Origin of the sequence: Yersinia ruckeri ATCC 29473 (assembly GCF_000754815.1) — a bacterium.
GTDB lineage: Bacteria > Pseudomonadota > Gammaproteobacteria > Enterobacterales > Enterobacteriaceae > Yersinia > Yersinia ruckeri.
On sequence record NZ_KN150747.1, the window covers coordinates 3,266,530 to 3,289,795 of the forward strand.

Below are 23,266 nucleotides of genomic sequence, written 5' to 3' on the forward strand. Positions count from 1 at the left end.
ATTATTTACCAATCTCGATTATCTTCTCTAGCCTTTCATAGATCTCATCTTCTCGCGCTTTATCACCATATGTATGACTTTGAATTGCATAATCGAAATCATTCAATTTAAGAAGGGCTTCAATTTGTTGACTAATATATATTTTTAAATCATTTTCCGCTGTAGATATTTCATTTACAAGCTCTGATCGGCCATCAACTAAATTGAGAATATCTTCAATATCGCGACTTTCTAGAGGATCCCCCCTTCCACGGCCATTGTATGCTTCCAATTTAGTAGCAATAAAATAAACAGGACTTATCAAATTAATACTTAGCTCAGGTGCTAAGTTAAAATAGGTGCTTGTTTCCATTGCTTTCCTATACCATCGGTTAGTAAAACCTAATACACTTTCATCATCTGGCATAAAATCAACTCGCAAATCACCAAGCTTCATTGCACAAATAGGCGCACCATCGTCATCAGGCACCTCAATTTTAAATCCATGCGCTTGAAGCTCTTGCTGAAGTGCTGAATAATTTGTATAGCTCATGACATGCATAATGAGATCAACATCATCGGTGTGGCGTATTTGTTCCCGAGTAAACTCATCGGTGACTAAAAGACTTGTCGTACATCCCCCAACAAACGTCATTTTCTCACGTAAATCAGAGCCTAATGCTTCAGCAACACGCTGGAGCATATCTAATTGAATCTCACTATTAATCATTGAGTTACTTCCATCTGTTTCATCAACATACCTGATGCTAAATTACGTTCACGCGGTTGTCCAATACGTACAGCATCTATGAGCGCTAACAAAGCATACATTTCAGGATCTCGCCGAACCGCATAAGTTGCCGTTTTAAATAAAGGCTCAACCGATTGGCCCTTGGTATTACCTTTCGCATCAGGCCAAACAGGGATGACATCTCCCGCCCCCATCAGCTTTCCTTGCAGTACCGGAGCACCAATTGATGTTGCAATGCCTCGAGTCAATTCTCCTGATCTGGTTGGGAATATGTATCTCAATCCATATATAATGAGTTCGAAAAGTGCTTTGACATTGGTACGTGGTACACCTAATTTTCTGTCCCGCTTTACAAGACCTACTGAGATCATATCTTGCAGAGATAAACTTACCTGACTTTTACTTATTCCTGTTTCGGCAGCCAAAGCCCTAACGCTGTAACGCTCCACAAGCCAGTCATCAACAGACGTATCAGGCGTCAGTAGATTGGTTGTAGGCGTATACAAATCCTCCGCAGCTTCCCAATCCCACCAAATATTGGAAGCTAACGCGAACGAATTCCGCTGATTTTTTAGTCGACTTTCTTGCTTTTGCAAGCAAATGAGTTTTAGCATCAAACCAACATCTTGACTTTTCATTTTCACCACCCAATAATTGTCCCAAGTCCTAGGACTCAGGACAATGTACTTATTAATTTTCCATCTAGTCAAGCAATAAATTCACGCTCCACGAGTGAGAGATAGTGATGTGAATTAGTAGCCAAATTTAGTTTGGATCAAATAGTCGAATACGTGCCGTCTAAGCCTTCACAATTGCAAATACGAGTCACTAAATAAGCCCTATATTTTCAAGTCATTCAATAGGCCAAAAAACGCATAGCGTTCTAGAAATAATTAAGTTATTAGGTGTGAAAATTCTCTATTGCTCTACCGCGAGGTTTTTTCATCACCCTGCAAGTATTGCACTTAGCGCATGGCTGGTGCTGGTGCAGCGGCATTAGTTGCTATGTCGGCGGCAACCTACCGCTGGAGGTAAAATTGCTTCTTCTATTCGTGAAAATACGCAATCAAGAATGAATGCTGGAACATCTCAAGATACTTTCGAGAATGACAGCCTTGGTGCGGGGAAAAGCACTGCGACTGAACGCCCCAATGTAGAAAACCTTAGTGAACAAGAAATGATCGATAACTTCGTTAATAAAACGCCAAGGGATGATAGCTAATGGACAATTCACAACCCATCAAGCAGGTTGAAAATTTCATCCCCTTTTTAAATGAGTTAATAACAATTATCGCCACACCAGCTGAAAACACTCAGCCAAAAAGCCAAGCCATAGCTTTTGCAGACCTACTGATTGATATCAGTGTTATGTTGCACTGCCACCTTAGCGGTGGCCCTGTGATATCAGCACGACAAATTGACGAGCTAAAAGCTGATGCCAGGAAAATTATAAGATAGTCGAGTAAAAAGATTATTCAGCAAATCCAGCGTAGCAATCAGACGCTGGTTTTTTATTTCGTAATACCCACCGCTTATGGTTATCCTGGACGTTAAACCAAAACTCGGGATTAGTATCGAAGAATGCTGCTAGCAGTGATATTTCCTTAGCATTTATCTGTATTAGTTCAAACTCGACCTGACAGTTTTCTCGGAAAGAACACAATCAAGTCTGACTGTCGGTTGTGAGCGAGAAAGAGACATCTAACCTTCTTAACGAATGATTCGTGGTAGCACTACGAAAGTGCCTAGATTAGCCGCAGTAATCCAAGAAGAATAAGTCACGCGTCCATATTTTTATCAAAAAAATCCATGATGCAAAACAGCGCTTGTATCTTTCTTAATAAATAGTAGCATTACTTTTTCCCTGAAAATCATCAATCTAAAATGAATATTAGAAAAATAAAGCAGTCCAGATTTGATTCTCTAGCGGCGTATGCGAGGGACCCTCGGGCAAAAACCTTTGGCAGGGAGATCGCTTGGTATGAAACTGAAGACAAAAGTATTGTTTCATGCATCATACAAGATTACACAGATAAAGATTTTTTCGGGATATTAATGGCGCGTGATGAATCTGAACGATACCGTTTTATTGATAATTCCGAATGGAATGAAAATTTTGCTCTTTCTGAATCCGCCTTGTTGACCAAAATACTAGAAATACATGAAAATATTGATAAGGAAAGATTGCAAGGGGGGATTCATAAGGCCCCGGTTGATTTTTTTATTCCACTAATAAAAACAAAAAACAAACTATCTCCTCTTTTCAATGAGTTGGTATCTAATTCATTATTTGCTTCTGCAAAGAATATTATTGAACCCATGATGCGTTGGTATGAAGATACCGATGGTAATTTTGTAGAGCAATTTCAGACAACAGGTTTTAATCAACGAATATGGGAGCTGTATCTATTCGCTCTTTTGACTGAAAATGATATAACATTCAATCAGAAAGAAGCTATTCCTGACTTTATTTGTGATAGCTTCCATGGTGAATTTTGCATAGAAGCTACAACTGTCAACCCTTCAATAATAGAGGGTAAAGATGAAGAATTGCCACAATATCACAACTTAAAAGATTTGGAGGATATAAAGAATAACTATTATCCTATAAAATATGGAAGTGCTCTTTTTTCAAAACTTAAAAAAAAGTATTGGGAAAAGCCAGCTTGCAAAGATAAGCCTTTAGTTTTTGCTATCACAGACTGTCTCTGTCCTGCTTCCGGTAAAGATTCCAGGGCATCATTACCATATTATCTTTATGGGTACAGACATGAGGCCAAAGTAGACGATAGTGGGAGTGTGACAATAGTTCCTGTTAAGATCGAAGAGCATACTTGGGGAAAAAAAGTAATACCTTCAGGTTTTTTTAATCTTCCAGAAGCGGAAAATATTAGCGCTGTGATTTTCTCTAATGATGCATCATTTGGAAAGTTCAATCGTATGGGACTTCTAAATGAATTTGCACCTGAAGGTTCGGAGATGATTAGGACGGGACTTAGAATTAATCATGATGTCAATGCAATAAGGCCTCAATCATTTAGCCTGGAAGTCGACTCTCCTTCCTACCATGAGCAGTGGAGTGAAGGTCTTGAGGTTTACCATAACCCTAACGCTTTACATCCTCTATCTAGGAATGTATTTCAAGAGGCCGCGAATCATTATTTATTAGCTGATGGGCAAATTAAAACATATTTACCAGACTTTCATCCGCTTGGTTCAATTACTAAAGTAAAACATTTAGAGTAAGCGTTAGTATTTATTTTAAAAAGGCTATTATATACTATTTGATTATCGAAGGTGGGGCAACCCACCTTCGATATATGTCAGTAACGTCCGCTCCGTGCCAGAAACGGACTTAAGAATTACAGCGGACATGGTGGCTGAATAGTGAAAAATCAGTTGTTAGCTGTACTCAACTGATTTTTCTGTAATTATAATGCTATGTATTGACATACGTGAAGTGAATGAAATGTGAATCGAAAGAGCAGCACGTCATACTATTCTTTAACAGTATCATAATGGTTTATAACTTTTTCTAAACGTTCTAGAAGACTTGTAAATCCACTAAAATCAATATCATGCTTTTTGGCATGAACAATATGCGTCGCGAATGATTCCTTGCTTAAGTCATTATCAGGATCACGTTTTGAAGCGGTATTGAAAACTTTTCCTTTATGCGGCCTGAGTCTATCTGTATCTGTAAAAAAATGTTCTATATCAGTTTCCGCATATCCCTTAATCTGAGGTGTAAGCACTAAGTAGAGATTATGAAAAATATGTACAAATTCAGAAGACCGGATATCCATTAATCCTGTTGGGGAAATTTTGATATCATTAATCTTACTGACATAATTGATCAAGTCTTTTGGGCCGCTATCATTATCAACAAATATAATTACTGGATTAGATGGTTTTGGAGCTTTGTAGTAATTAAAGTTATTTTTATAATGAATAATAAAATCCTTTAAATAATCAGCGCCGCCATAGAGTTCCAGTAAATATTTTGTTCGCTCATTATAATCAATAAAATTTGTAAGTATTTTATACGGGGAACTTGCGCTTTTCACTACAGCCAGTTTGGGGAATAATGAGGCTAGTTTATGTATTGCTGCCTTTAAATAGACATTATCGGTTTTACCTTCCGTAAGGATTGTTGGTAAGTTGTTACCATAAAACAAACGATAGAATAGAAATTTACTAAATGTTTTTTCTCTTGAGTTATGTAAGCAACGCCTGCTTTTGGCTTGGCCTTTTTTAATGGCGTCTTTTTTTAAATGGTATTTTGGATTTAATTTTTCACCTTGGCGTAGTCGATTGTAGTGATCGATTTGATCTATGAAATTAAGCTTTCCTTCAAGGCGATTGATATTCCCTTTTGTTTCTTTACTATCAATTATTTCTACAAATTCACCGTTCTTAAATAAATGATTGCACTGAGCGCGTACAAGCCTCCAATATTCTTTTTTTGTATTAGGTTTTTTATTTACAACCAAACCTGTTACTTCTTGCCTTGAGTCTTTGTACTGATTTCTTGTTTTGCTTTCATTAATTATAAAGCCTGAAAGAATTATTTCATTTCTAACTCTCTTACTAATAACATACTTGTTATTTTGTTTTTTTGCTATAGAAGAAGAAAAGTCGCTCTTTCTTGTTGAAAATGTAATGTCATCAGCATATCTCGTATATGTAAATGAATTTTTTTTTGCTATTGCAGCTAGTTTAATATCTAAAGAATGAGTGATTAGATTGGTAATTACTGGGGAGCAAGGGCTACCTTGGGGGAGTTCATTATTGCAGCAAGCAATTTTAGCAATTACAGTGGCAATTTCTGGATCAAGTAAAAAATTTCTATTTTTTATGAAAAAGCCTCGAACTCTACCGAAGTTAAAACTCCCAAAAAAATCCTCTAAGTCTATGTTAAAAACATACTTCTTACCTAAATGCATCATTGCATTTGTTATAATCGAACGCTTTCTTTCAAATCCATGAGATAGCGAAGGTTGTTTTATTTCGGCACTAGAGCATTTTATCTTTAATATTTTTGAATTTTTTGCTTTCTGCCTTGCTAGTTCTGACTCTGGAAACTTATTATGAATAATTTCGTCTAAGCAATCGAGTAACAGTCCTGATAAAGATGACTGAATCATCTTCAATATTCCGTTAGGAGCGTTTATTATCCTTTCACCGCCATTTTTCTTTGATATTTTAAACTGAGTATATTGATTTTCAGGTTTTAATACATATAGGCTGTATGTGAACGCTGACGGCTTGATTCCTAATAGTTTAGCCAAATCAGGCTTTGTTTTTGCTTCTTTCAATGATTGTAGTCTTTTCACTATATCACCTTGAAAAATGGTTTATGGGCACTCTTACGCAAACTTGACAAGAACCTCGAGTAGCGCGGAGAACGTGAGACCCTGAAAGGCAATCCTATCGGACATTTTTTTCACTGATCGCGAAACGCGATCCAAAATCTGCCCATAAACCATCATTACCATAGCAAAACTTAAAGAATATACAATTAACAAATTCACCTTAATGTGTATGGTCTTTACTAGTGTGATTAATATCACGCTTAGCTGTGAACCTTAGATCTCAAACTTTGAGTAAATCCTGAAGGCGTTGAATTGCTTATACAGAAGTAGGATATTTTTGAGCAACATCCGCTTCTGGCACAGAGCAGCCTGTCAGATTAGGTATAGCTCTGTGATGTAATAGGGTCAGGTCGAGTTTGAGCTAATACAATTTTTTATCCGACCAGTTCCTTCACAGATCGCCCTAACCCGCTCAATAGAAAGTCCAAGCTCTTCAGCAAGCATAGGCTGACTAATATTGGTTGGGTTCATAAACTCCTCAACCAGCATGACAGCTACAGTTGTAGGCTCTCGTGAAATAGTATCCATGTCGCTCCTATCGGGTTGTATTTATACTAAACAGTGCTAGGTTAGTATCTATTAACCTTCAGGGGAGAACAATATGGCAAAGTCTATTATCGACCTAATTGGCAGAGAAGAAGCCAACAGGCTGATGGCCGCAGCAGTGGCCAAGGCAGCTCAAGAGAATAGAGATCTTGGATTGCCGGAACCAGTTAAGGTTAATGGGGTATGGGTTAAAAAATATCCAGATGGGGAGATTAAAAAAATGTAAACACTAAACTGATATACATTATATTTTGAAGTGATATATTAAGTATTTAATAATAGTTAAAACCTACTTAACAAACTGAAGTAGAATAATATTATATATTCAACAAAACCAACATATCAGTTGACTTAACATAACTTTAATATTAAAATTCGGCGTATAGAATAGAAGGTAATTTTAATGTTAAACGACTCTTTAATAAGAAAAAATTTAATAGATTTTCTTTCCAAAAAAAAACCATCTCCAACTAGCATTGTGGAAGAGTTGCATGTACATAACGGAAATGCGATTGCTGACGTTGTTGCCATTTATAGCCACTTACATTGCTTTGAAATAAAAGGAGAAACTGACTCAGTAAGTAGAGTATTGGTTCAATCTAATTTTTACAATACTTCTTTTGATAAAATAACCTTAGTAACTACAGCCAATCATATGCCTTGGGCATTAAAGAATACTCCTTCATTTTGGGGTATTATTGTTGCTGAAGAAATTTCAGATGTAGTAAAGCTAAGATATAAAAGAGGGGCAAGAAGCAATCCATTCTTCTGCAAAGAAAAAGCTCTTATGATGCTATGGAAAGATGAACTTAAAAATATAGCATATACATCTAAATTAAAAATAAAGTCTTCTGATACAAGAAATGACTTAGCTAACAAAATAGGCGATATTCTGCGAAAAGATGACGCTTTAAATGCTATTCAAAGCGCCATAATGAATAGAGAATCATCAAGGAAGACTTCGTACGATATAAGTAATATGTGATGTTAACATAGCTTTAATCCATGAGCCTGGACTACCAGCCTTAGCAGGTTTTTTAATTGAAAAGTCACTACGCTGATGAGTATATTTCTCACCATATGAATCAGTTATATTTCTAAAAAAACGCTGTTCAGCAATAGTAGTAGCTATTTTAAAATATTGTCCATTCCCGTCAGGATCATTTTGGAAAGAACCACCTCTTACACCTAGATAATTACCTTCAAAAGTATAGAATACCTTAGGCGTAGACACTTTTCTCATTAACTTAGGATCAATATCCAAGTCTGAATAATCAGGGCTAACAATACCATAATCGCCGTATACCATGAGAGGAGTTTCTTTATCCTTAATTAAGTTGCTCCATATTTTCCATTCACTTCTTGTAATAACTTTGCTTTCATATGTCGTTAATATTTCAGCTATATTTGCAGGAATAGTTGATCCCGTAACTGAAATCATTTCAAACGGATAATCTTTAGTAATACTTTTCAAGAAAGATGCCACTTTATGCGTCAACTTACTTACATCAGTAGGCAATATATATCTAAGGTCTATCAATAAATGGATTTCATTTACACTAAGATTTTTTAGTTTTCGCCAAATAGGACTAATTGACAACTTAGTTATAGTATAACTATCTATATCTTCATATGATAATCTGAACGCGACCTTACCACCGTGATTATGGATATATTCAAAAACAGCTTCATTGTGCTCTTCATTCCGGTCTAATCCAACAACCGGTATAATATTATATTCACCAAAAAAACCTAAAATATAACGGTACTGTTCATTTCCATTAATTAAAATATCTTCATCTAAATCATAATTATCAAGATAAAACTCAATAGGTTCTTTACAGTCATAAAATTTACTTAGACTCTTATTAAATGTATTTATTTTTCTTAAAATCACATCTTCACTTTGGTTTTTACTTTCTCTAGGTAAATCAAAAAAAGGCTTGACCTTATTTAATATATCACCAGATAATTCTGATAATGCTAATACCTCATTGCTTTTAGCTTTTAAAAACGGAATATATTTAGTCATCAATCCCTAATTCCTTTCGTATATTAATAGAGTTAACTAACTCAGAGAATATATAATAGTTTTTAAACTTATTCCTGATCGCACCAGCAACAATTATAGGATGTAGGTTTAAACTATTACTGACTGATAATAGATCACTAGGGGAGTCTTTTAGTCTATATACAGTTCGTGCATATTTTCTAGGTATTAAGCTATCAGCAGCAACTCTATTAGCTTCAACCTCTATTTCAGAGTCACATGTTATATCTAAATCATCAAGAATAGGTGTAGTCAATTGCTCATAGTGCAAACAAACATGAGATAATTCATGCATTAAAGTAAACCAAAAATTATCATACCTAGAGTATCTTAAGCTCAAGGCTACAACAGGTGTTCCATCAAGTAGACAAAAGCTGCATCCATCTAGTTTCATACCGGTAAATGCACGCTCTATTATTAATATAACTCCATAATTATTTAATAAGAAATCATCAATCCAATGAATTGAACTTTCGTCTAAACTTAATTTAGCAATATTACTTAAATCATCAAAACTGATATTTCCATTTTTTTTAAAATCACTATTAAATCGATAGTTAATAGCTTTATTTTCTATGATAGAAAACCAAGTATTTATAATATCAAAATTGGCATCATCTCTCTTCCGATACAGTTTTTTTGAATTATTACTTATATTGAGAGCTAATTTATAAAGAAAACCGGAATCCCCCTCATTAGAAGGCTTGTCGCTTAATATCCTTTTTAAATTTTTACTTTTCAACAATTTATCAAAATTTAGTATTACATCTTCTATTTTCGAACCACTTTGAGGTAATACCTTGAAATCGTCATCATTATTATGCATGAGCTATCCCCCCCAATTTGCAGGCAATTACCTCTGGAGCTTCAAAAATACGTAAGTTTTCTTTACTCGGATCGATTCCAAAGTCTTGCATTCCTAAATGAGAATAAAAACCTTCTGCGTCAGGAAGAGAATGAAGACAAAAACCTGGCCGATATCCCCAATTCTTATTTGCATACTTAATCGCATGCTCTATGAGTAAAGTACCCGTTCTCTTAAATTGTGCTGAGTAACCTGGACGTGACCTGTTCCAGTTAGCAGATGCTATATAATCTATATAGAAAATTGGCTTGTTATCAAAATGACTTTGTTTTGGATGATAAATTATACAAGCAGACTGAACTTTATTATCAGCAATCAAATAAAACCAAAGATAATCAATAGTATTGCAGAAAAAAATCTTACGATTCCAATCCCAGCCAAAATCACCGATGTTATAATCAGAAACAACTTGGTTCCGAATTGTTGGATCTTGGTTAAATGTTGGGAAGTTAGTAAGAATTTCTTGAGCTATAATCCCCTTATAACCAGACCATTCACTATTCATTTGTTGAGTTAAATTTAAATCAAAACCAGAAGTGATACTGTAGGGTACTGATTTTTGTGTATGGTTACATAGTAGCATTCATTCTGCCTCTACAACTTATATAGGTTTCTATACAACACCATGTTTAACCAAGTATACACATATTAACATTATTTAATACATGGAAATATTTAAACCAACTTCTTCGCCAAATCCTCTGCCCTAGGATGATAGTATCTCATCAGCATTCTAGGGTCTTTGTGGCCAGTTATTTTTGTGAGTTCGTGCATGGGAAAGATTTCAGCCAGGCGTGACGTGGCTTCATGGCGTAAATCGTGGAATCGCAAATCCAGTAAATAATCTGAGTTGGCTTTCTTTCCTGAAGCAGCACACTCTTGCTCATACAGTTTACGGGCACGCTTTCTGGCTCTATCGAATGCACAGCTTATTGCGTCTACTCGGGCTTTAAATACCCGGTCATCAGTTGAATTCTCGCCCTCTTCCCTGGCCTCCGCGATAATCTTTAACTTTTCTAATACTGCTACCGCTTTTGAAGAAAGCGGCACATCACGCGAATCGCCATTTTTTGTCTTAGGCAAGTGAGCGACACGCAGCTTTAAATCGACATATTTCCAGCGTAACCCAACAATCTCACCACGTCGCATGGCCGTTTCCAACGCCCGGCAAACCGCTGATGGCAATATCGGAGATTGAGTATTGGTAATAATCCGCTCGATTTCGTCCTGAGCGCTGTTTCTTGGCGTTTTAACCTCATTATCTGATTCGTCTACAGATAGCACAGCCTCGACCGCTATACACCGTGTAGGTGCATTATCGGGTTGGGGTTTGCGGATCAGGTGGATTAATCAGGCTTTCCATTCCCCACTCTTTGCGGGAAATATTAAATAAGTGAGAAAGCAGAGATAGGCGGCGTAGCACCGTGGCCGGCGCATAGTCTTTTAACCATTCGTCTCTTAATTTGGCAACATCGGCACTACGAGTACTGGCCATATAGCATCTGGCTAATGGTTGCCGTTTAAAGATACGGATAATAGACCTATCTTGCACCGCTCCCTTTTTATTGGCGACAATTTCATTTTCATAACCCACAAGCGAGTCATATAGCGTTGTCAATTCCGATTCGCTACGACTAAGCCACACGCCGCGAGCCATTTCCGACTCAACCATTTTTGCCCAGGCATCAGCCTCGCCTTTGGTATTAAACGTTTTAGTTTGTGACGGGAAGCCACGCTTGCGGATCGTCGCTATTCTGCACTCTATTTATTTCTAACTGTGGCAAGAGTGTGGAGAAAAATTTTATTGCTGCGTGTGGATAAGTTACGACCAATAAGATCTTTTTTAGGAGAGAAAAACAGCAGAAAACAGAAAAGTTGGCGGCTGAAATTTTTGAGATAAAGGCCAAAATCACCTTATCTATTGCTCGGTCATTTCGGCCAGTGGTGCTATTGAATTAAAAGTGAAATTAAAACCAATACTCTTTAAATCCAACAATATAAACCCTCAATACTCCTGATCAACAATCAGCCGTTTGCCCAGCATGATGCTGTCCTGAATTTCGTAATCCAGCTTTTCATACATCCCCAGCACTGCGTCATTATCGTCGCGCACCATAATGTTTATTTTCGGGCAGCCCCGGGCGATGAGTTTCTTTTCCAGCCGGCTGATCAGCGCATTGGCAATGCCTCGACCACGATAGTCGGGATGAACACCAAGATAATAAGCCGCACCGCGATGGCCATCATAGCCGCCCATCACTGAACCGACTACCTCACCATTAACCTCTGCCACCAAAAATAAATCGGGATCATGAGTGAGTTTCCGCTCAATATCCATCTCAGGATCATTCCATGGCCGCAATAAATCACAACGCTCCCACAGAGTGATCACTTCTTCAAAATCGTCTTGTCGAAATACGCGAATTTCCATCACTGTTCGCCGCTATGAATGTAAAGTTTATACTCTGATTATCGCGGGATTATCCGTACACGCAATATTAAATTGATGCCTTAGGACGTTATTGAAAAAATAGTGTCCAATTAGCGCGATGATTATCAATGTGCTAGAACCATAAGCCCCGCAGAGCCTAATACTGATTTGTATTTTTCCACCGACGAACGTTGATAACGGGAACCCACACTGACGGTACAACAATAGCGCCGAATCGAGGTATACTAGCGCCTGAAAAACTCCCAAACCAGTGAATATAATTTCGATGAATACACCTGATATCAACATTATAAAAACGTTTCTTTTATCCCTACAGGATGATATTTGCGCCAAGCTGGCACAGGCCGATGGGCAAGCCAGTTTTACCGAGCAGCAATGGGAACGGGAAGAAGGCGGTGGCGGCCGCAGTCGGGTGATGGTGAATGGTGCAGTATTTGAACAGGCGGGTGTCAATTTTTCCCATGTTTCCGGTGCCACCTTACCTGCGTCGGCCACCGCTCACCGCCCTGAACTCGCAGGGCGCAGTTTTCAGGCTCTGGGCGTTTCACTGGTTATCCATCCGCTTAACCCTTATATTCCCACCAGCCACGCCAATGTGCGTTTCTTTATCGCCGAAAAACCTGGGGAGCAACCGGTTTGGTGGTTTGGCGGCGGCTTTGATTTAACGCCTTACTATGGTTTTGAGGACGATGCCGTGCATTGGCATCAGACCGCTAAAAATCTTTGCCAGCCTTTTGGTGATGACCTGTACGACCAATATAAAAAATGGTGCGATGAGTATTTTTATATCAAACATCGACAAGAAGCTCGCGGCATCGGCGGCTTGTTTTTTGACGATTTGAACACACCCGATTTTGCGACCTGTTTTGCTTTCATCCAGGCGGTCGGCAAGGGGTTCTCAACCGCCTATCTGCCGATTGTCGAACGTCGTAAACAGCTCGCTTGGGGCGAACGGGAACGCCAATTCCAGCTTTATCGTCGCGGTCGCTATGTCGAGTTCAATCTGGTGTGGGATCGCGGGACGCTTTTCGGCCTGCAAACCGGTGGTCGAACCGAATCCATTTTAATGTCGCTGCCACCGCTAGTACGCTGGGAATATGATTATCAGCCTGAAGCTGGTAGCCCGGAAGCCGCGCTATACAGCGATTTTCTGCCGGTAAGAGAATGGGTCACAAATGACAATGGAGAGAACCGCTAATGCAAATCTGGGTCGATGCAGATGCCTGCCCCAACGTCATCAAAGAAGTGCTGTTTCGCGCCGCTGACCGCGTAGGCATGATGGTCACTTTAGTCGCCAATCAGCCGTTAAAAACGCCGCCATCGAAGTTTATCCGCACATTACAGGTTGCAGCGGGTTTTGATGTGGCAGATAACGAAATCGTGCTACGGGTTGAGATCGGTGATTTGGTGATTACCGCCGATATTCCATTAGCTGCTGAAGTGATTGAAAAAGGTGGTATTGCCTTGAATCCTCGCGGTGAACGCTATACGCCAGATACTATCCGTGAGCGCCTGAATATGCGTGACTTTATGGATACCATGCGTGCCAGCGGCATTCAAACCGGTGGCCCTAATACACTGCATCAGCGCGATCGTCAGCAATTTGCCAATGAACTGGATAAATGGTTACAACAGGCAAAGAAAAACACCGTCTAACTCGCCCCCTCGTTGCCCGATGCTGCCGAGCAGCGCAGGGCAATATTGATCAAAAAAGCCTCTGTCCCACGGAACAAAGGCTCAGACGGCTGACAAACCGCGATCCTGCGATCTCTGGTGGGGAAGACCGGTAGAAGAGTCAAGCGTCCGCGCCAGGGATGGCGTGGAACGAGCCGACAAGGACGTATTGACGGTGTCTTGACGATCTACCGGTTTTCACCGCAACGAGCACTTTGTCATTAACCCCAAGCCTCTACCCCAACGGGACAAAGGCTTGCACTTGATTCTGGTGATGTAGGAAAGATTACAGCGGCTGAGTTTGTGCCTCAACCACCGCTAACGCCACCATGTTGACAATACGGCGCACGGAAGCAATCGGCGTCAGAATATGCACCGGTTTCGCCACGCCCATCAATACCGGCCCGACGGTTACGCCTTCCGATGAAGTCACACGCAGCAGGTTGTAACTGATACGAGCGGCCTCCATATTCGGCATAATCAGCACATTGGCCGCACCTTTCAGCGGGCTGTCTGGCATTAAATCGTGACGAATACTTTCCACCAAGGCGGCATCGCCGTGCATCTCACCGTCGATTTCCAACTGTGGAGCCATTTGGTTGACTAACTCCAGCGTACGACGCATTTTGCGAGCAGACGGGCAATCCGATGTGCCGAAACTGGAATGAGAAACCAGCGCCACTTTTGGCTCAATACCGAAACGACGCACGGTTTCTGCCGCCATCAGGGTGATTTCCGCCAGTTCTTCCGGCGTAGGATCATCATTGACATAAGTATCGGCAATAAAAGTGTTACCCGTCGGCAATAGCAATGCGTTCATCGCACCCGCCACATGTACCTGATCACGGAAGCCAAATACTTTCTCAACCACCGCATAATGATCATGATAATTGCCGATAGTGCCACAAATCATGGCATCGGCCTCGCCACGGTGTACCATGATCGAACCAATTACCGTTGTATTGCTGATCACCGCCCGACGCGCCTGTTCCTGAGAAACACCACGACGTTTCATGATCTGATAATATTCCTGCCAGTATTCATTAAAGCGCGGATCGGATTCGTTATTGACCACTTCGAAATCGATACCAGCCACAATTTGTAGCCCCAATTTTTTCAACCGCATATCAATAACACTCGGGCGGCCAATCAGTATCGGGAAGGCCAATCCTTGAGAGATCAACTCCTGAGTAGCGTGTAATACCCGTTCTTCTTCCCCTTCCGCTAACACTACGCGTTTGATCTCTTTTTTGGCCTGAGAGAAGATCGGTTTCATAAACAGATTGGTTTTATAAACAAACTCTGACAGTTTCTCGACATAAGCATCGAAATCTTCGATAGGCCGAGTCGCGACACCGGACTCCATTGCCGCCCGGGCAACCGCTGGTGCGATCTTGACGATCAAACGTGGGTCGAAGGGTTTTGGAATGATGTATTCTGGTCCAAACGAAAGATCCTGCTCACCATAGGCAGAAGCCACAACGTCACTTTGTTCGGCCAATGCCAGATCGGCAATAGCGTGTACGCAGGCCAGTTTCATTTCTTCGTTAATGGTTGTTGCGCCAACATCCAGCGCGCCACGGAAGATGAACGGGAAACATAATACGTTGTTAACCTGATTCGGATAATCCGAACGCCCAGTACAGATAATTGCATCAGGACGCACGGCTTTGGCCAGCGGTGGCAGAATTTCCGGTTCCGGATTTGCCAGCGCCAGAATCAGCGGATTAGGTGCCATGGTTTTCACCATATCTGGCGTCAAGACACCCGGGCCGGAACAGCCGAGGAAAATATCTGCATCTGGAATCGCATCGCCTAAGGTGCGCTGGCCGTTATCGGCGATAGCATAGGCGGCTTTGGTTTCAGCCATATTGGCTTCACGGCCTTGATAAATCACGCCTTTGGAGTCACAAACCGTAATATTGTGATGTTTCAGCCCCAATGCAACCAATAAGTTCAGACAGGCAATGGAAGCGGCACCGGCACCGGAGACCACCAGACGAACATCGGAGATATTTTTCTCAACCACCCGCAGACCATTCAGTACCGCAGCGGTACAGATAATGGCCGTACCGTGCTGATCATCGTGGAATACCGGAATTTTCATCCGTTCACGGAGTTTTTTCTCAATATAAAAACACTCAGGCGCTTTGATGTCTTCCAGGTTGATACCGCCAAAAGTCGGTTCCAGTGAGGCAATGATGTCGATCAGTTTATCGGGATCATGTTCGTCTACTTCAATATCGAAAACATCAATACCCGAGAATTTTTTGAACAGGACGCCCTTGCCTTCCATGACCGGTTTACCGGCCAGCGCACCAATATTACCCAGCCCCAGCACCGCAGTGCCGTTGGAAATAACGGCGACCAGATTGCCGCGTGCCGTGTACTTATAGGCAGCCAAAGGATCGGCGGCAATTTCCAGACAAGGCGCCGCAACCCCCGGTGAATAGGCCAAGGCTAAATCCCGTTGCGTGGCCAGCGGTTTGGTTGGCGAAACCTGAATTTTCCCCGGCGTAGGAAATTGGTGAAAATCCAGAGCACTTTGTTTCAACTGTTCGTCCATTGTAGGATCCCTTTTGCTTTTATATGTTGAGAAGGTAAAACCAGGAACAGAACCAGTATAGTGAGTGATTTAGCTCAAACTATGAAGCAGGCCAAACTCTTCGCAACATTTTGCACTTAACTCACTTACATAACTTGGTTTACCCGTCAAACGCAGCAAAGATAACCTATTTGTTCAACCAGCCCTGAATTTGTGCATATTGCAACAGCATGATGGTCTTGCCATCTTTAATTCGCCCGTCGGCAATCATTGTGATGGCTTCACTGAACGGCAGCTCGATAACATCGATATCTTCGTCGTCAATACCGCCTCCGGCATTGATACGCTGTTCAGGCTGATATTCTGCGGCAAAGAAATGAACCAGCTCGGTAACCCCCCCTGGAGACATATAGGCCGCAAACAGTTTTTCCACGTCACCCACCTGATAACCGGTTTCTTCAACCGCTTCACGACGAATACATTCTTCAGGAGAATCAGCATCCAACAGGCCTGCGCATGTTTCTAATAACATGCCGCTTTCATTGCCATTAACATACGTTGGCATCCGGAATTGGTTAATTAAGATCACCGTGCCCTTGCGGCGGTTATATAACAAAATGGTGGCTCCGTCCCCCCGGTCGTACACTTCACGCTCTTGGTGTACCCACTCGCCATTGTTCCTTTCCAGGTCATAAGCGTACTTATTGAGTACATACCAATTATCCGATAACAGCTGTTTCTGAATATTCACGACCTTCACTGACATAAAATATTTCCATTTTATCTAAATAACGAGTTTCAATCCTGCTAGCTAACGTCAGTGACTAAAAATTTGCAAATAAAAAACACCCTGCCAGCCTACGCTCACAGGGTGTTTGCAAATAAATTACGACGCTTTCAGTCAATTAAAAACCGTTAGGAATTTCCCGCATATCCGGTAACTTATGCGCAATGCCTTTATGGCAATCGACGCAGGTTTTACCTTCGGTAATGGCCGTATTATGCATTTTCGCCGCCACGGTTTTTTGTGCGCTGAAATCCATATTGTCAAAATTATGGCAGTTACGACATTCTTGCGAGTTATTGGCTTTCATCCGCGCCCATTCACTTTTCGCCATCGTTAAGCGGTGTGCCTCGAATTTCTGCGGCGTATCGATCAAACCAAAAGTTTTCGCGTACAGCTCTTTACTGGCTTTGATTTTACGCAGCATTTTCGGGCCCCACTCATGTGGGACATGGCAATCCGGGCAAGTCGCTCGCACACCGCTACGGTTGCTGTAGTGGATGGTGCCCAGATACTCTTGATACACGTTGTCTTTCATTTCATGGCAACTCAGACAGAATTTTTCTGTATTGGCCATTTCCATACCAGTATTGAAACCACCCCAGAAAATAATTCCGCTGACAAAGCCGATCAGTAGCAAGGTTCCCAGTGCCAAGCGGCTCGGTCTACGCCACCACTGCCATAACCGCCGGATAACACCCGGTTTTTTCACGTCAGTCATAACTACCTCGGTTATTTGCCAAAGCCAGGAGCAGGCTGGAAGGTATTTTCCACAATCGGCGCAGCGTCCGTTTGTGGGACATGGCATTGCAGGCAGAAATAGCGACGCGGTGAAACATCACTGGAAACTTTGCCATCGCGGTCGGTAAAGTGCGTTGGGCTAACGCGCAGCGCACCGGTGGTACGGTAATGTTCCACACCGTGACATTGTAAGCAGCGGTTAGTATTTTTACTTACCTGATAGCCATCAACACTGTGCGGAATCATCGGTGGCTGGTTGACGTAATTTAATGCCATACGCTGTTGCTGCTTTGGCATTTTCACTTTCCCTTCCTGCGTGCCGGACACTTCCGGTGACTGGCTGAGATCCATTTCAACATTGCTGGCAGCATATGCCGCTCCGCACAAAATCAGTACTAACAGTACCAATCCACAATTAAACGACGTTACAATTTTATTTTTCATTATTTGGCTCCCGAAAGACACTTCATCGTACCCTTGGTTCGGCCTGCGCCCGCAGTATCAGAGCCTGCGGGCCACAAACCAGCAATCAGGGTTAAACCTTTTCCAGTTTCACCGCACATTTTTTGAAGTCGGTTTCTTTGGATAACGGATCGGTGGCATCCAGAGTCAGGTTATTGACCAACTGTGCCGCATCAAAGAACGGCATAAATACCAGCCCCTGCGGTGGGCGATTACGTCCACGAGTTTCTACCAGCGAAATCAGCTCACCACGGCGAGAAATCACTTTGACCTTATCGCCACGACGTAAATCTCGCGCTTTGGCATCCAGCGGGTGAATAAACAACACCGCCTCAGGGAAAGCACGATGCAATTCCGGAACTCGGCGCGTCATGGAACCCGTATGCCAATGCTCCAGCACCCGGCCAGTTGACAGCCACAGGTCATATTCCTGATCCGGACTTTCTGCCGCTGGCTCATAAGGCAGAGCAAAAATCACCGCTTTGCCGTCTGGCTTGCCATAAAAACGCACGCTCTCACCGGCTTTGACAAAAGGATCGAAACCTTCACGATAACGCCACAGGGTTTCTTTGCCGTCGACCACTGGCCAGCGCAGGCCACGTTCCTGATGGTAACGATCAAAAGGTGCCAAATCGTGACCGTGACCACGGCCAAAAGCGGCATACTCTTCGAATAACCCTTTCTGGATATAGAAGCCAAAATCGCGCGCTTCGTCATTAAGCTGGTCTGTCGGGATCTCGCTTAATGGATATTTATTCACTTCATTATTGGCATACAACACGTCGAACAGCGTTTTGCCACGGTATTCCGGTTTCTTGGCCAACAGTTCCGCTGGCCACACTTCTTCCACTTTGAAGCGCTTGGAAAATTCGACCATCTGCCACAAATCAGATTTAGCTTCACCCGGTGACGGTACTTGCTGACGCCAGAATTGGGTGCGGCGCTCGGCGTTACCGTAAGCCCCCTCTTTTTCCACCCACATGGAAGTCGGTAAAATCAGATCGGCGGCCAACGCACTGATAGTGGGATAAGGATCAGAAACCACAATAAAGTTGCGTGGATCACGCCAGCCTGGCATCCGCTCTTCATTGATATTCGGCCCAGCCTGCATATTGTTATTGCACATCACCCAATAAGCGTTAAGGGTGCCATCTTTCAGCGCACGATCTTGCGCTACAGCATGCAAACCGACTTTTTCTGGAATGGTTCCGGCGGGTAGCTGCCATTTGGTTTCAGCAATTTGGCGATGTTTTTCATTGGTCACCACCATGTCTGCTGGCAAGCGGTGGGAGAATGTCCCGACTTCACGGGCGGTGCCACAGGCAGAAGGCTGCCCAGTCAGGGAGAATGGGCCACTGCCCGGTTTGGAGATTTTGCCGGTTAACAGGTGCAGGTTGTAGCACATATTATTGGCCCAGACGCCGCGTGTGTGCTGGTTGAAGCCCATTGTCCAGTAGGACACCAGTTTCACTTTCGGATCGGCATACAGTTGCGCTAATGCTTCCAACTGATCTTCCGGCACGCCGCTCATTTTGGCAGTTTTTTCCAGCGTATATTCGGCGACAAAGGCTTTAAAATCGTCAAAGCTCATCGGTTCGGACGCATCACTGCCAGGGTTTTTCGCCGCTTTTTCCAACGGATGAGTCGGACGTAAACCATAGCCGATATCGGTCGCACCAAGGCGGAAATTAACGTGGCGATCCAAGAAATCCTGATCAACCGCGTTATTTTGAATAATATAATTGGCGATATAGTTCATCATCGCCAAATCGGTCTGCGGGGTGAAAACGATCGGGTTATCAGCTAATTCAAAACTGCGATGCTCAAAGGTCGATAAAACGGCGATCTTGACGTTGGGATCGGTCAAGCGGCGGCTGGTCATACGTGACCATAGAATAGGGTGCATTTCTGCCATATTGGAGCCCCACAGCACGAAAGCATCGGCCTGCTCAATATCATCGTAGCAACCCATTGGTTCATCCATACCAAAGGTACGCATAAAGCCAACAACCGATGATGCCATACAGTGACGAGCATTGGGATCGAGGTTATTCGATCGGAAACCCGCTTTCAGCAACTTAGACGCCGCATAGCCTTCCCAGATGGTCCACTGACCAGAGCCAAACATCCCGACAGCGGTTGGGCCTTTTTCTTTCAGCGCTTTTTTGAATTTCAGCTCCATGATATCGAAGGCTTTTTCCCAGCTTACCGGGGTAAATTCGCCTTCTTTATCGTACTGACCGTCTTTCATGCGTAACAGCGGTTGAGTCAGGCGATCTTTCCCGTACATGATTTTCGGCAGGAAATAGCCTTTGATGCAATTCAACCCTCGGTTGACCGGCGACTCAGGATCGCCCTGCGATGCGACGATGCGACCATTTTGTGTCCCCACCAACACACCACAGCCGGTACCACAGAATCGGCAAGGTGCTTTATCCCATTTAATCGTTTCTGTTCCACCCACTACGGCCTGAGCCACAGTTGGAATGGTCAAACCCGCAGCGGCCGCAGCAGCGACTGCGGCATTGGCTTTCATGAAGTCTCGGCGACTGAGTTTCATGCTTGTTCCTCACCTTGCTCATCCTGCTGGTGATATACCAGCGATACCGCCAACACACCCTGTAGATTGCGTGCTGACTCAATTTGCTTCAGGAGCACGTCTGAGCGCGCTGCCTGCATTACCACCACCAATTTTCCCAATGGAATATCACTGGTTGGTATCTCGGTTCCCGGGATCGCAAGTAGATCGTCGATTAACTGCGGGATGCGTTCCGGTTTGGCTTGCACCACCAGACCACAAACATGCCACTCTTTATCTTCCATTTTCGCTCCGGGTAAGTGTCACCGCCTGCACCGGACAACCCGGTACACAGGCACCGCATCCGTTGCAGGCGATAACGTCTAATTCTGGTTGGGCAATGCCACTCAAACGCGGGGAGAATGCAATCGCCCGGCTTTCACAGTTGTCTTGGCAACTTCGGCATTCGATACCGTTAAACGGCAGGCAACTCGGCGAAAAAGTGGCTTTCCATTGCCAAGGTGCGTCATCCAATGAGGTAAAAACCGATGCCTCACAGGCGGTTACGCAACGGCGACAGAAAGTACACTCTGCACGTTGGAAATCTATCTCGGGGAAACCGCCACTTCCGACAATGAGTACGCCAGTTTCACAAGCGGTAACACAGGCATGGCAACGGGTGCAGCCAGCGGTAAAGTCAGCCTCATCAACCGACCAGGGCGGTCGGATAATAGAAGACGTATTGCCAGAATTGCGACGCCATTGCCCTGAAAGCAGTCGACGCCGTGACAAATTAGCCATGCTGATACCTTTGACATTGCGGACACCATTGCGTGCCGTATTGCAAAATACTTCCCCCACTCCCGCTTATTTATGCGGTTTAGCAGATAAAGTCCGGCTGCTCTTGCCGGGAAAATGAAATAGTGATAGTTATTATTCGTATTATCACTAAATGTTTTCCCTAATTTAGTGACATTAAATACTCAATAATGAGTAAAAACATAATTACCCATTAGAGTTAATCAGGGGGAAAGATTGCGCTAGATCAATTATTTCCACCGTTATTTTGGTTTTTGGCTCGGCTTAAAGCCACTTTCGTTATTTATTTTTTTATATAACGATTAAACTTACAGCTAATTTTGTCATAAATTTGATAAGTACTTTCGTGATGACTTTATTCATTAAATAGAATAATAAATCCGTATTTTATTTATTAACTAATTGAGGAAATATTAGTGATAAAACTAATCACTTTAAACCGAGATACATCGATTGATTTATAAAGAAATCATGATTGAGCCGAACAGATTTATAATAATCATGTCGATTGGGTTACACTAATTAGCGCTTCAATCCGTTATAATGCGACAAAGCAGCGTTTCGCGATAAAAGAATCCACTTTGGGTCGCCTAAATTTTCGCGCCGTTACTGCGTCATTTCATCAGAGTCTTGCTACCAGAACTGGTGCCACACTGGCCATCTGGGCGCGTTTTACTGCCTACAGGGAGCATTACCCATCATGACGAAAATTCACACCATTATGATTGTCGACGATCATCCTTTAATGCGTCGAGGAATCAGGCAGTTATTGGAACTGGAAGCCACATTCTCAGTGGTCGCTGAAGCCAATAACGGCAAAGAAGCCGTAACGCTGGCCAACCATACTTTACCTGATGTCATCCTGCTTGATTTGAATATGAAGGGAATGACCGGTCTGGATACTCTGAAAGCACTGCGTCACGAAGGCATTGCTGCCAAAATTATCGTTCTGACCGTTTCTGACGCCCGAAGCGACGTTTATGCCATGATTGACGCTGGAGCCGATGGTTACCTGTTAAAAGACAGCGAACCCGAGGTGTTGCTGGAACATCTCTGTCTGGCGGCCCAAGGCGAAAGCGTATTCAGCCGTGAAGTGACCGATTATCTCGCCTCTCGCCATGAACAAATTAACCCTTTTGCTGAATTAACCGAACGCGAACTGGATGTCTTGCAGGAGGTTGCGCGCGGCATGTCCAACAAACAAGTGGCTTTTGAACTGCATATATCCGAAGAAACAGTCAAAGTGCATATTCGCAATCTACTGCGTAAGCTGAACGTACGCTCGCGGGTCGCCGCCACTATTCTGTATCTGGAAAATAAACGTCACTGAGATTAACCCCGGAAAACCGGGGCTACTCAATGGCCGCTAAAATAGCCTGATGCTGTTCCAGCACCCATTTTTTATTCAACGGCCCCCAGCTTTCCAGGCAATAAAAACCATCATTATTTCTCACGCCGTCCTGAATAAAGCTCAGGGTTACCCCCAATCCCGGCAAAGCTTTAAGCACGTCTTGCAATGTACGACGCGGCCAGCCGGTTAACGCCATCAGGCGGGGGACATTAGGTTTGTCGCTGACGCTGATTAGCCAGCATAAATAGAGTCGTCGGGCGAATACCGGATTGAGTTCCATAACTGTACTCCATAAATAATCACTGAAAATCAGTCTATCTGATGGTGAAAAAGAGCGACCTTGTGTTTTTTTAC

At 42.8% G+C, this 23,266-nt stretch carries 26 protein-coding genes; 8 read left to right on the forward strand and 18 right to left on the reverse strand.

Annotated elements, in window-relative coordinates:
* Window position 1: 1 nt before the first annotated feature.
* Entirely contained in the window at window positions 2-709 is a 708-nt protein-coding gene (locus DJ39_RS14740; protein WP_038251510.1) for a hypothetical protein, read from the reverse strand.
* Complete coding sequence (locus DJ39_RS14745; RefSeq protein ID WP_038245397.1) at window positions 706-1,368, reverse strand: helix-turn-helix domain-containing protein; 663 nt, start codon at window positions 1,366-1,368, stop codon at window positions 706-708. Before DJ39_RS14745 ends, DJ39_RS14740 begins: the two co-directional genes overlap by 4 nt.
* A gap of 434 nt (window positions 1,369-1,802) precedes the next feature.
* Here DJ39_RS14745 and DJ39_RS17595 point away from each other — a divergent pair, with 434 nt between their 5' ends.
* From DJ39_RS17595 to DJ39_RS14755, 3 genes are all read left to right on the forward strand, one after another.
* Entirely contained in the window at window positions 1,803-1,952 is a 150-nt protein-coding gene (locus tag DJ39_RS17595) for a hypothetical protein (protein WP_004723282.1), read from the forward strand.
* Window positions 1,952-2,188 (forward strand): hypothetical protein, encoded by a 237-nt coding sequence (locus DJ39_RS14750; RefSeq protein WP_038251512.1) that lies wholly within the window; start codon window positions 1,952-1,954, stop codon window positions 2,186-2,188. The genes DJ39_RS17595 and DJ39_RS14750 overlap by 1 nt, the downstream gene beginning before the upstream one ends.
* A gap of 426 nt (window positions 2,189-2,614) precedes the next feature.
* Window positions 2,615-3,976, forward strand: coding sequence for a hypothetical protein (locus DJ39_RS14755; protein WP_004723281.1), 1,362 nt, complete (start codon window positions 2,615-2,617; stop codon window positions 3,974-3,976).
* 251 nt (window positions 3,977-4,227) lie between these two features.
* Here the strand turns inward: DJ39_RS14755 and DJ39_RS14760 are convergent, their stop codons facing one another.
* Window positions 4,228-6,066: a retron Ec67 family RNA-directed DNA polymerase/endonuclease gene (locus DJ39_RS14760; RefSeq protein ID WP_004723280.1), complete on the reverse strand. Its 1,839-nt coding sequence runs from the start codon at window positions 6,064-6,066 to the stop codon at window positions 4,228-4,230.
* A 384-nt stretch (window positions 6,067-6,450) separates the two neighbouring features.
* Window positions 6,451-6,633: a hypothetical protein gene (locus tag DJ39_RS14765; RefSeq protein WP_050777627.1), complete on the reverse strand. Its 183-nt coding sequence runs from the start codon at window positions 6,631-6,633 to the stop codon at window positions 6,451-6,453.
* Between the two features lie 73 nt (window positions 6,634-6,706).
* On the opposite strand from DJ39_RS14765, the gene DJ39_RS18040 reads away from it, so the two are divergent.
* Together DJ39_RS18040 and DJ39_RS14770 are read left to right on the forward strand one after the other, a co-directional pair.
* Window positions 6,707-6,877, forward strand: coding sequence for a hypothetical protein (locus DJ39_RS18040; RefSeq protein WP_154294743.1), 171 nt, complete (start codon window positions 6,707-6,709; stop codon window positions 6,875-6,877).
* A gap of 177 nt (window positions 6,878-7,054) precedes the next feature.
* Window positions 7,055-7,636 (forward strand): sce7726 family protein, encoded by a 582-nt coding sequence (locus tag DJ39_RS14770; RefSeq protein WP_038251514.1) that lies wholly within the window; start codon window positions 7,055-7,057, stop codon window positions 7,634-7,636.
* Here DJ39_RS14770 and DJ39_RS14775 read toward each other — a convergent pair.
* The 6 genes from DJ39_RS14775 to DJ39_RS14795 all read right to left on the reverse strand — a co-directional run bounded on the left by DJ39_RS14775 (window position 7,601) and on the right by DJ39_RS14795 (window position 11,997).
* Window positions 7,601-8,683 (reverse strand): beta family protein, encoded by a 1,083-nt coding sequence (locus tag DJ39_RS14775; RefSeq protein WP_069971737.1) that lies wholly within the window; start codon window positions 8,681-8,683, stop codon window positions 7,601-7,603. The two genes, DJ39_RS14770 and DJ39_RS14775, sit on opposite strands and share 36 nt — an antisense overlap.
* Window positions 8,676-9,527 carry an ImmA/IrrE family metallo-endopeptidase gene (locus tag DJ39_RS14780; RefSeq protein ID WP_004723277.1) on the reverse strand — a complete coding sequence of 284 codons (852 nt, stop codon included), beginning with the start codon at window positions 9,525-9,527 and terminating at the stop codon, window positions 8,676-8,678. Before DJ39_RS14780 ends, DJ39_RS14775 begins: the two co-directional genes overlap by 8 nt.
* A complete protein-coding gene (locus DJ39_RS14785) occupies window positions 9,520-10,149 on the reverse strand; it encodes a hypothetical protein (RefSeq protein ID WP_038251516.1) in 630 nt (209 codons plus the stop codon). The genes DJ39_RS14780 and DJ39_RS14785 overlap by 8 nt, the downstream gene beginning before the upstream one ends.
* A 92-nt stretch (window positions 10,150-10,241) precedes the next feature.
* Entirely contained in the window at window positions 10,242-10,787 is a 546-nt protein-coding gene (locus DJ39_RS18485) for a site-specific integrase (RefSeq protein ID WP_230596546.1), read from the reverse strand.
* Between the two features lie 94 nt (window positions 10,788-10,881).
* Entirely contained in the window at window positions 10,882-11,238 is a 357-nt protein-coding gene (locus DJ39_RS18490; RefSeq protein ID WP_230596542.1) for a hypothetical protein, read from the reverse strand.
* A gap of 333 nt (window positions 11,239-11,571) precedes the next feature.
* Window positions 11,572-11,997, reverse strand: coding sequence for a GNAT family acetyltransferase (locus tag DJ39_RS14795; protein ID WP_038251517.1), 426 nt, complete (start codon window positions 11,995-11,997; stop codon window positions 11,572-11,574).
* A 286-nt stretch (window positions 11,998-12,283) separates the two neighbouring features.
* Between DJ39_RS14795 and hemF the strand changes: the two genes are divergently transcribed.
* Together hemF and DJ39_RS14805 are read left to right on the forward strand one after the other, a co-directional pair.
* Complete coding sequence (gene hemF, locus DJ39_RS14800; protein ID WP_004723402.1) at window positions 12,284-13,216, forward strand: oxygen-dependent coproporphyrinogen oxidase; 933 nt, start codon at window positions 12,284-12,286, stop codon at window positions 13,214-13,216.
* Window positions 13,216-13,674, forward strand: a complete 459-nt coding sequence (locus DJ39_RS14805) for a YaiI/YqxD family protein (protein ID WP_038241425.1) — start codon at window positions 13,216-13,218, stop codon at window positions 13,672-13,674. The genes hemF and DJ39_RS14805 overlap by 1 nt, the downstream gene beginning before the upstream one ends.
* 304 nt (window positions 13,675-13,978) lie before the next feature.
* Here the strand turns inward: DJ39_RS14805 and maeB are convergent, their stop codons facing one another.
* From maeB to napF, 7 genes are all read right to left on the reverse strand, one after another.
* Window positions 13,979-16,258 carry an NADP-dependent oxaloacetate-decarboxylating malate dehydrogenase gene (maeB, locus tag DJ39_RS14810; protein ID WP_004722278.1) on the reverse strand — a complete coding sequence of 760 codons (2,280 nt, stop codon included), beginning with the start codon at window positions 16,256-16,258 and terminating at the stop codon, window positions 13,979-13,981.
* A 166-nt stretch (window positions 16,259-16,424) separates the two neighbouring features.
* Window positions 16,425-17,003 (reverse strand): GDP-mannose pyrophosphatase NudK, encoded by a 579-nt coding sequence (gene nudK, locus DJ39_RS14815; RefSeq protein WP_004722282.1) that lies wholly within the window; start codon window positions 17,001-17,003, stop codon window positions 16,425-16,427.
* 139 nt (window positions 17,004-17,142) lie between these two features.
* Window positions 17,143-17,742: a cytochrome c-type protein NapC gene (gene napC / locus DJ39_RS14820; protein WP_004722284.1), complete on the reverse strand. Its 600-nt coding sequence runs from the start codon at window positions 17,740-17,742 to the stop codon at window positions 17,143-17,145.
* Between the two features lie 11 nt (window positions 17,743-17,753).
* Window positions 17,754-18,206 carry a nitrate reductase cytochrome c-type subunit gene (napB, locus tag DJ39_RS14825; protein WP_004722287.1) on the reverse strand — a complete coding sequence of 151 codons (453 nt, stop codon included), beginning with the start codon at window positions 18,204-18,206 and terminating at the stop codon, window positions 17,754-17,756.
* A gap of 91 nt (window positions 18,207-18,297) precedes the next feature.
* Entirely contained in the window at window positions 18,298-20,784 is a 2,487-nt protein-coding gene (gene napA / locus DJ39_RS14830) for a nitrate reductase catalytic subunit NapA (protein ID WP_038241422.1), read from the reverse strand.
* On the reverse strand, window positions 20,781-21,047 hold the full coding sequence (gene napD, locus DJ39_RS14835; RefSeq protein WP_004722290.1) for a chaperone NapD: 267 nt from the start codon (window positions 21,045-21,047) through the stop codon (window positions 20,781-20,783). The genes napA and napD overlap by 4 nt, the downstream gene beginning before the upstream one ends.
* A complete protein-coding gene (gene napF, locus DJ39_RS14840) occupies window positions 21,037-21,543 on the reverse strand; it encodes a ferredoxin-type protein NapF (RefSeq protein ID WP_038241420.1) in 507 nt (168 codons plus the stop codon). The genes napD and napF overlap by 11 nt, the downstream gene beginning before the upstream one ends.
* A 718-nt stretch (window positions 21,544-22,261) precedes the next feature.
* On the opposite strand from napF, the gene DJ39_RS14845 reads away from it, so the two are divergent.
* Window positions 22,262-22,891, forward strand: coding sequence for a response regulator (locus DJ39_RS14845; protein WP_004722293.1), 630 nt, complete (start codon window positions 22,262-22,264; stop codon window positions 22,889-22,891).
* Between the two features lie 22 nt (window positions 22,892-22,913).
* Here DJ39_RS14845 and DJ39_RS14850 read toward each other — a convergent pair whose 3' ends face one another.
* Window positions 22,914-23,192, reverse strand: a complete 279-nt coding sequence (locus DJ39_RS14850) for a winged helix-turn-helix domain-containing protein (RefSeq protein WP_004722295.1) — start codon at window positions 23,190-23,192, stop codon at window positions 22,914-22,916.
* Between the last annotated feature and the right edge of the window lie 74 nt (window positions 23,193-23,266).

Bases quoted from the DNA above. Each gene is read 5' to 3' on its own strand.
- DJ39_RS14740 (WP_038251510.1), bottom strand. From the start codon at position 709: ATGATTAATAGTGAGATTCAATTAGATATGCTCCAGCGTGTTGCTGAA.
- DJ39_RS14745 (WP_038245397.1), bottom strand. From the start codon at position 1,368: ATGAAAAGTCAAGATGTTGGTTTGATGCTAAAACTCATTTGCTTGCAA.
- DJ39_RS17595 (WP_004723282.1), top strand. From the start codon at position 1,803: ATGAATGCTGGAACATCTCAAGATACTTTCGAGAATGACAGCCTTGGT.
- DJ39_RS14750 (WP_038251512.1), top strand. From the start codon at position 1,952: ATGGACAATTCACAACCCATCAAGCAGGTTGAAAATTTCATCCCCTTT.
- DJ39_RS14755 (WP_004723281.1), top strand. From the start codon at position 2,615: ATGAATATTAGAAAAATAAAGCAGTCCAGATTTGATTCTCTAGCGGCG.
- DJ39_RS14765 (WP_050777627.1), bottom strand. From the start codon at position 6,633: ATGGATACTATTTCACGAGAGCCTACAACTGTAGCTGTCATGCTGGTT.
- DJ39_RS18040 (WP_154294743.1), top strand. From the start codon at position 6,707: ATGGCAAAGTCTATTATCGACCTAATTGGCAGAGAAGAAGCCAACAGG.
- DJ39_RS14770 (WP_038251514.1), top strand. From the start codon at position 7,055: ATGTTAAACGACTCTTTAATAAGAAAAAATTTAATAGATTTTCTTTCC.
- DJ39_RS14775 (WP_069971737.1), bottom strand. From the start codon at position 8,683: ATGACTAAATATATTCCGTTTTTAAAAGCTAAAAGCAATGAGGTATTA.
- DJ39_RS14780 (WP_004723277.1), bottom strand. From the start codon at position 9,527: ATGCATAATAATGATGACGATTTCAAGGTATTACCTCAAAGTGGTTCG.
- DJ39_RS14785 (WP_038251516.1), bottom strand. From the start codon at position 10,149: ATGCTACTATGTAACCATACACAAAAATCAGTACCCTACAGTATCACT.
- DJ39_RS18490 (WP_230596542.1), bottom strand. From the start codon at position 11,238: ATGGTTGAGTCGGAAATGGCTCGCGGCGTGTGGCTTAGTCGTAGCGAA.
- DJ39_RS14795 (WP_038251517.1), bottom strand. From the start codon at position 11,997: ATGGAAATTCGCGTATTTCGACAAGACGATTTTGAAGAAGTGATCACT.
- hemF (WP_004723402.1), top strand. From the start codon at position 12,284: ATGAATACACCTGATATCAACATTATAAAAACGTTTCTTTTATCCCTA.
- DJ39_RS14805 (WP_038241425.1), top strand. From the start codon at position 13,216: ATGCAAATCTGGGTCGATGCAGATGCCTGCCCCAACGTCATCAAAGAA.
- maeB (WP_004722278.1), bottom strand. From the start codon at position 16,258: ATGGACGAACAGTTGAAACAAAGTGCTCTGGATTTTCACCAATTTCCT.
- nudK (WP_004722282.1), bottom strand. From the start codon at position 17,003: ATGTCAGTGAAGGTCGTGAATATTCAGAAACAGCTGTTATCGGATAAT.
- napC (WP_004722284.1), bottom strand. From the start codon at position 17,742: ATGACTGACGTGAAAAAACCGGGTGTTATCCGGCGGTTATGGCAGTGG.
- napB (WP_004722287.1), bottom strand. From the start codon at position 18,206: ATGAAAAATAAAATTGTAACGTCGTTTAATTGTGGATTGGTACTGTTA.
- napA (WP_038241422.1), bottom strand. From the start codon at position 20,784: ATGAAACTCAGTCGCCGAGACTTCATGAAAGCCAATGCCGCAGTCGCT.
- napD (WP_004722290.1), bottom strand. From the start codon at position 21,047: ATGGAAGATAAAGAGTGGCATGTTTGTGGTCTGGTGGTGCAAGCCAAA.
- napF (WP_038241420.1), bottom strand. From the start codon at position 21,543: ATGGCTAATTTGTCACGGCGTCGACTGCTTTCAGGGCAATGGCGTCGC.
- DJ39_RS14845 (WP_004722293.1), top strand. From the start codon at position 22,262: ATGACGAAAATTCACACCATTATGATTGTCGACGATCATCCTTTAATG.
- DJ39_RS14850 (WP_004722295.1), bottom strand. From the start codon at position 23,192: ATGGAACTCAATCCGGTATTCGCCCGACGACTCTATTTATGCTGGCTA.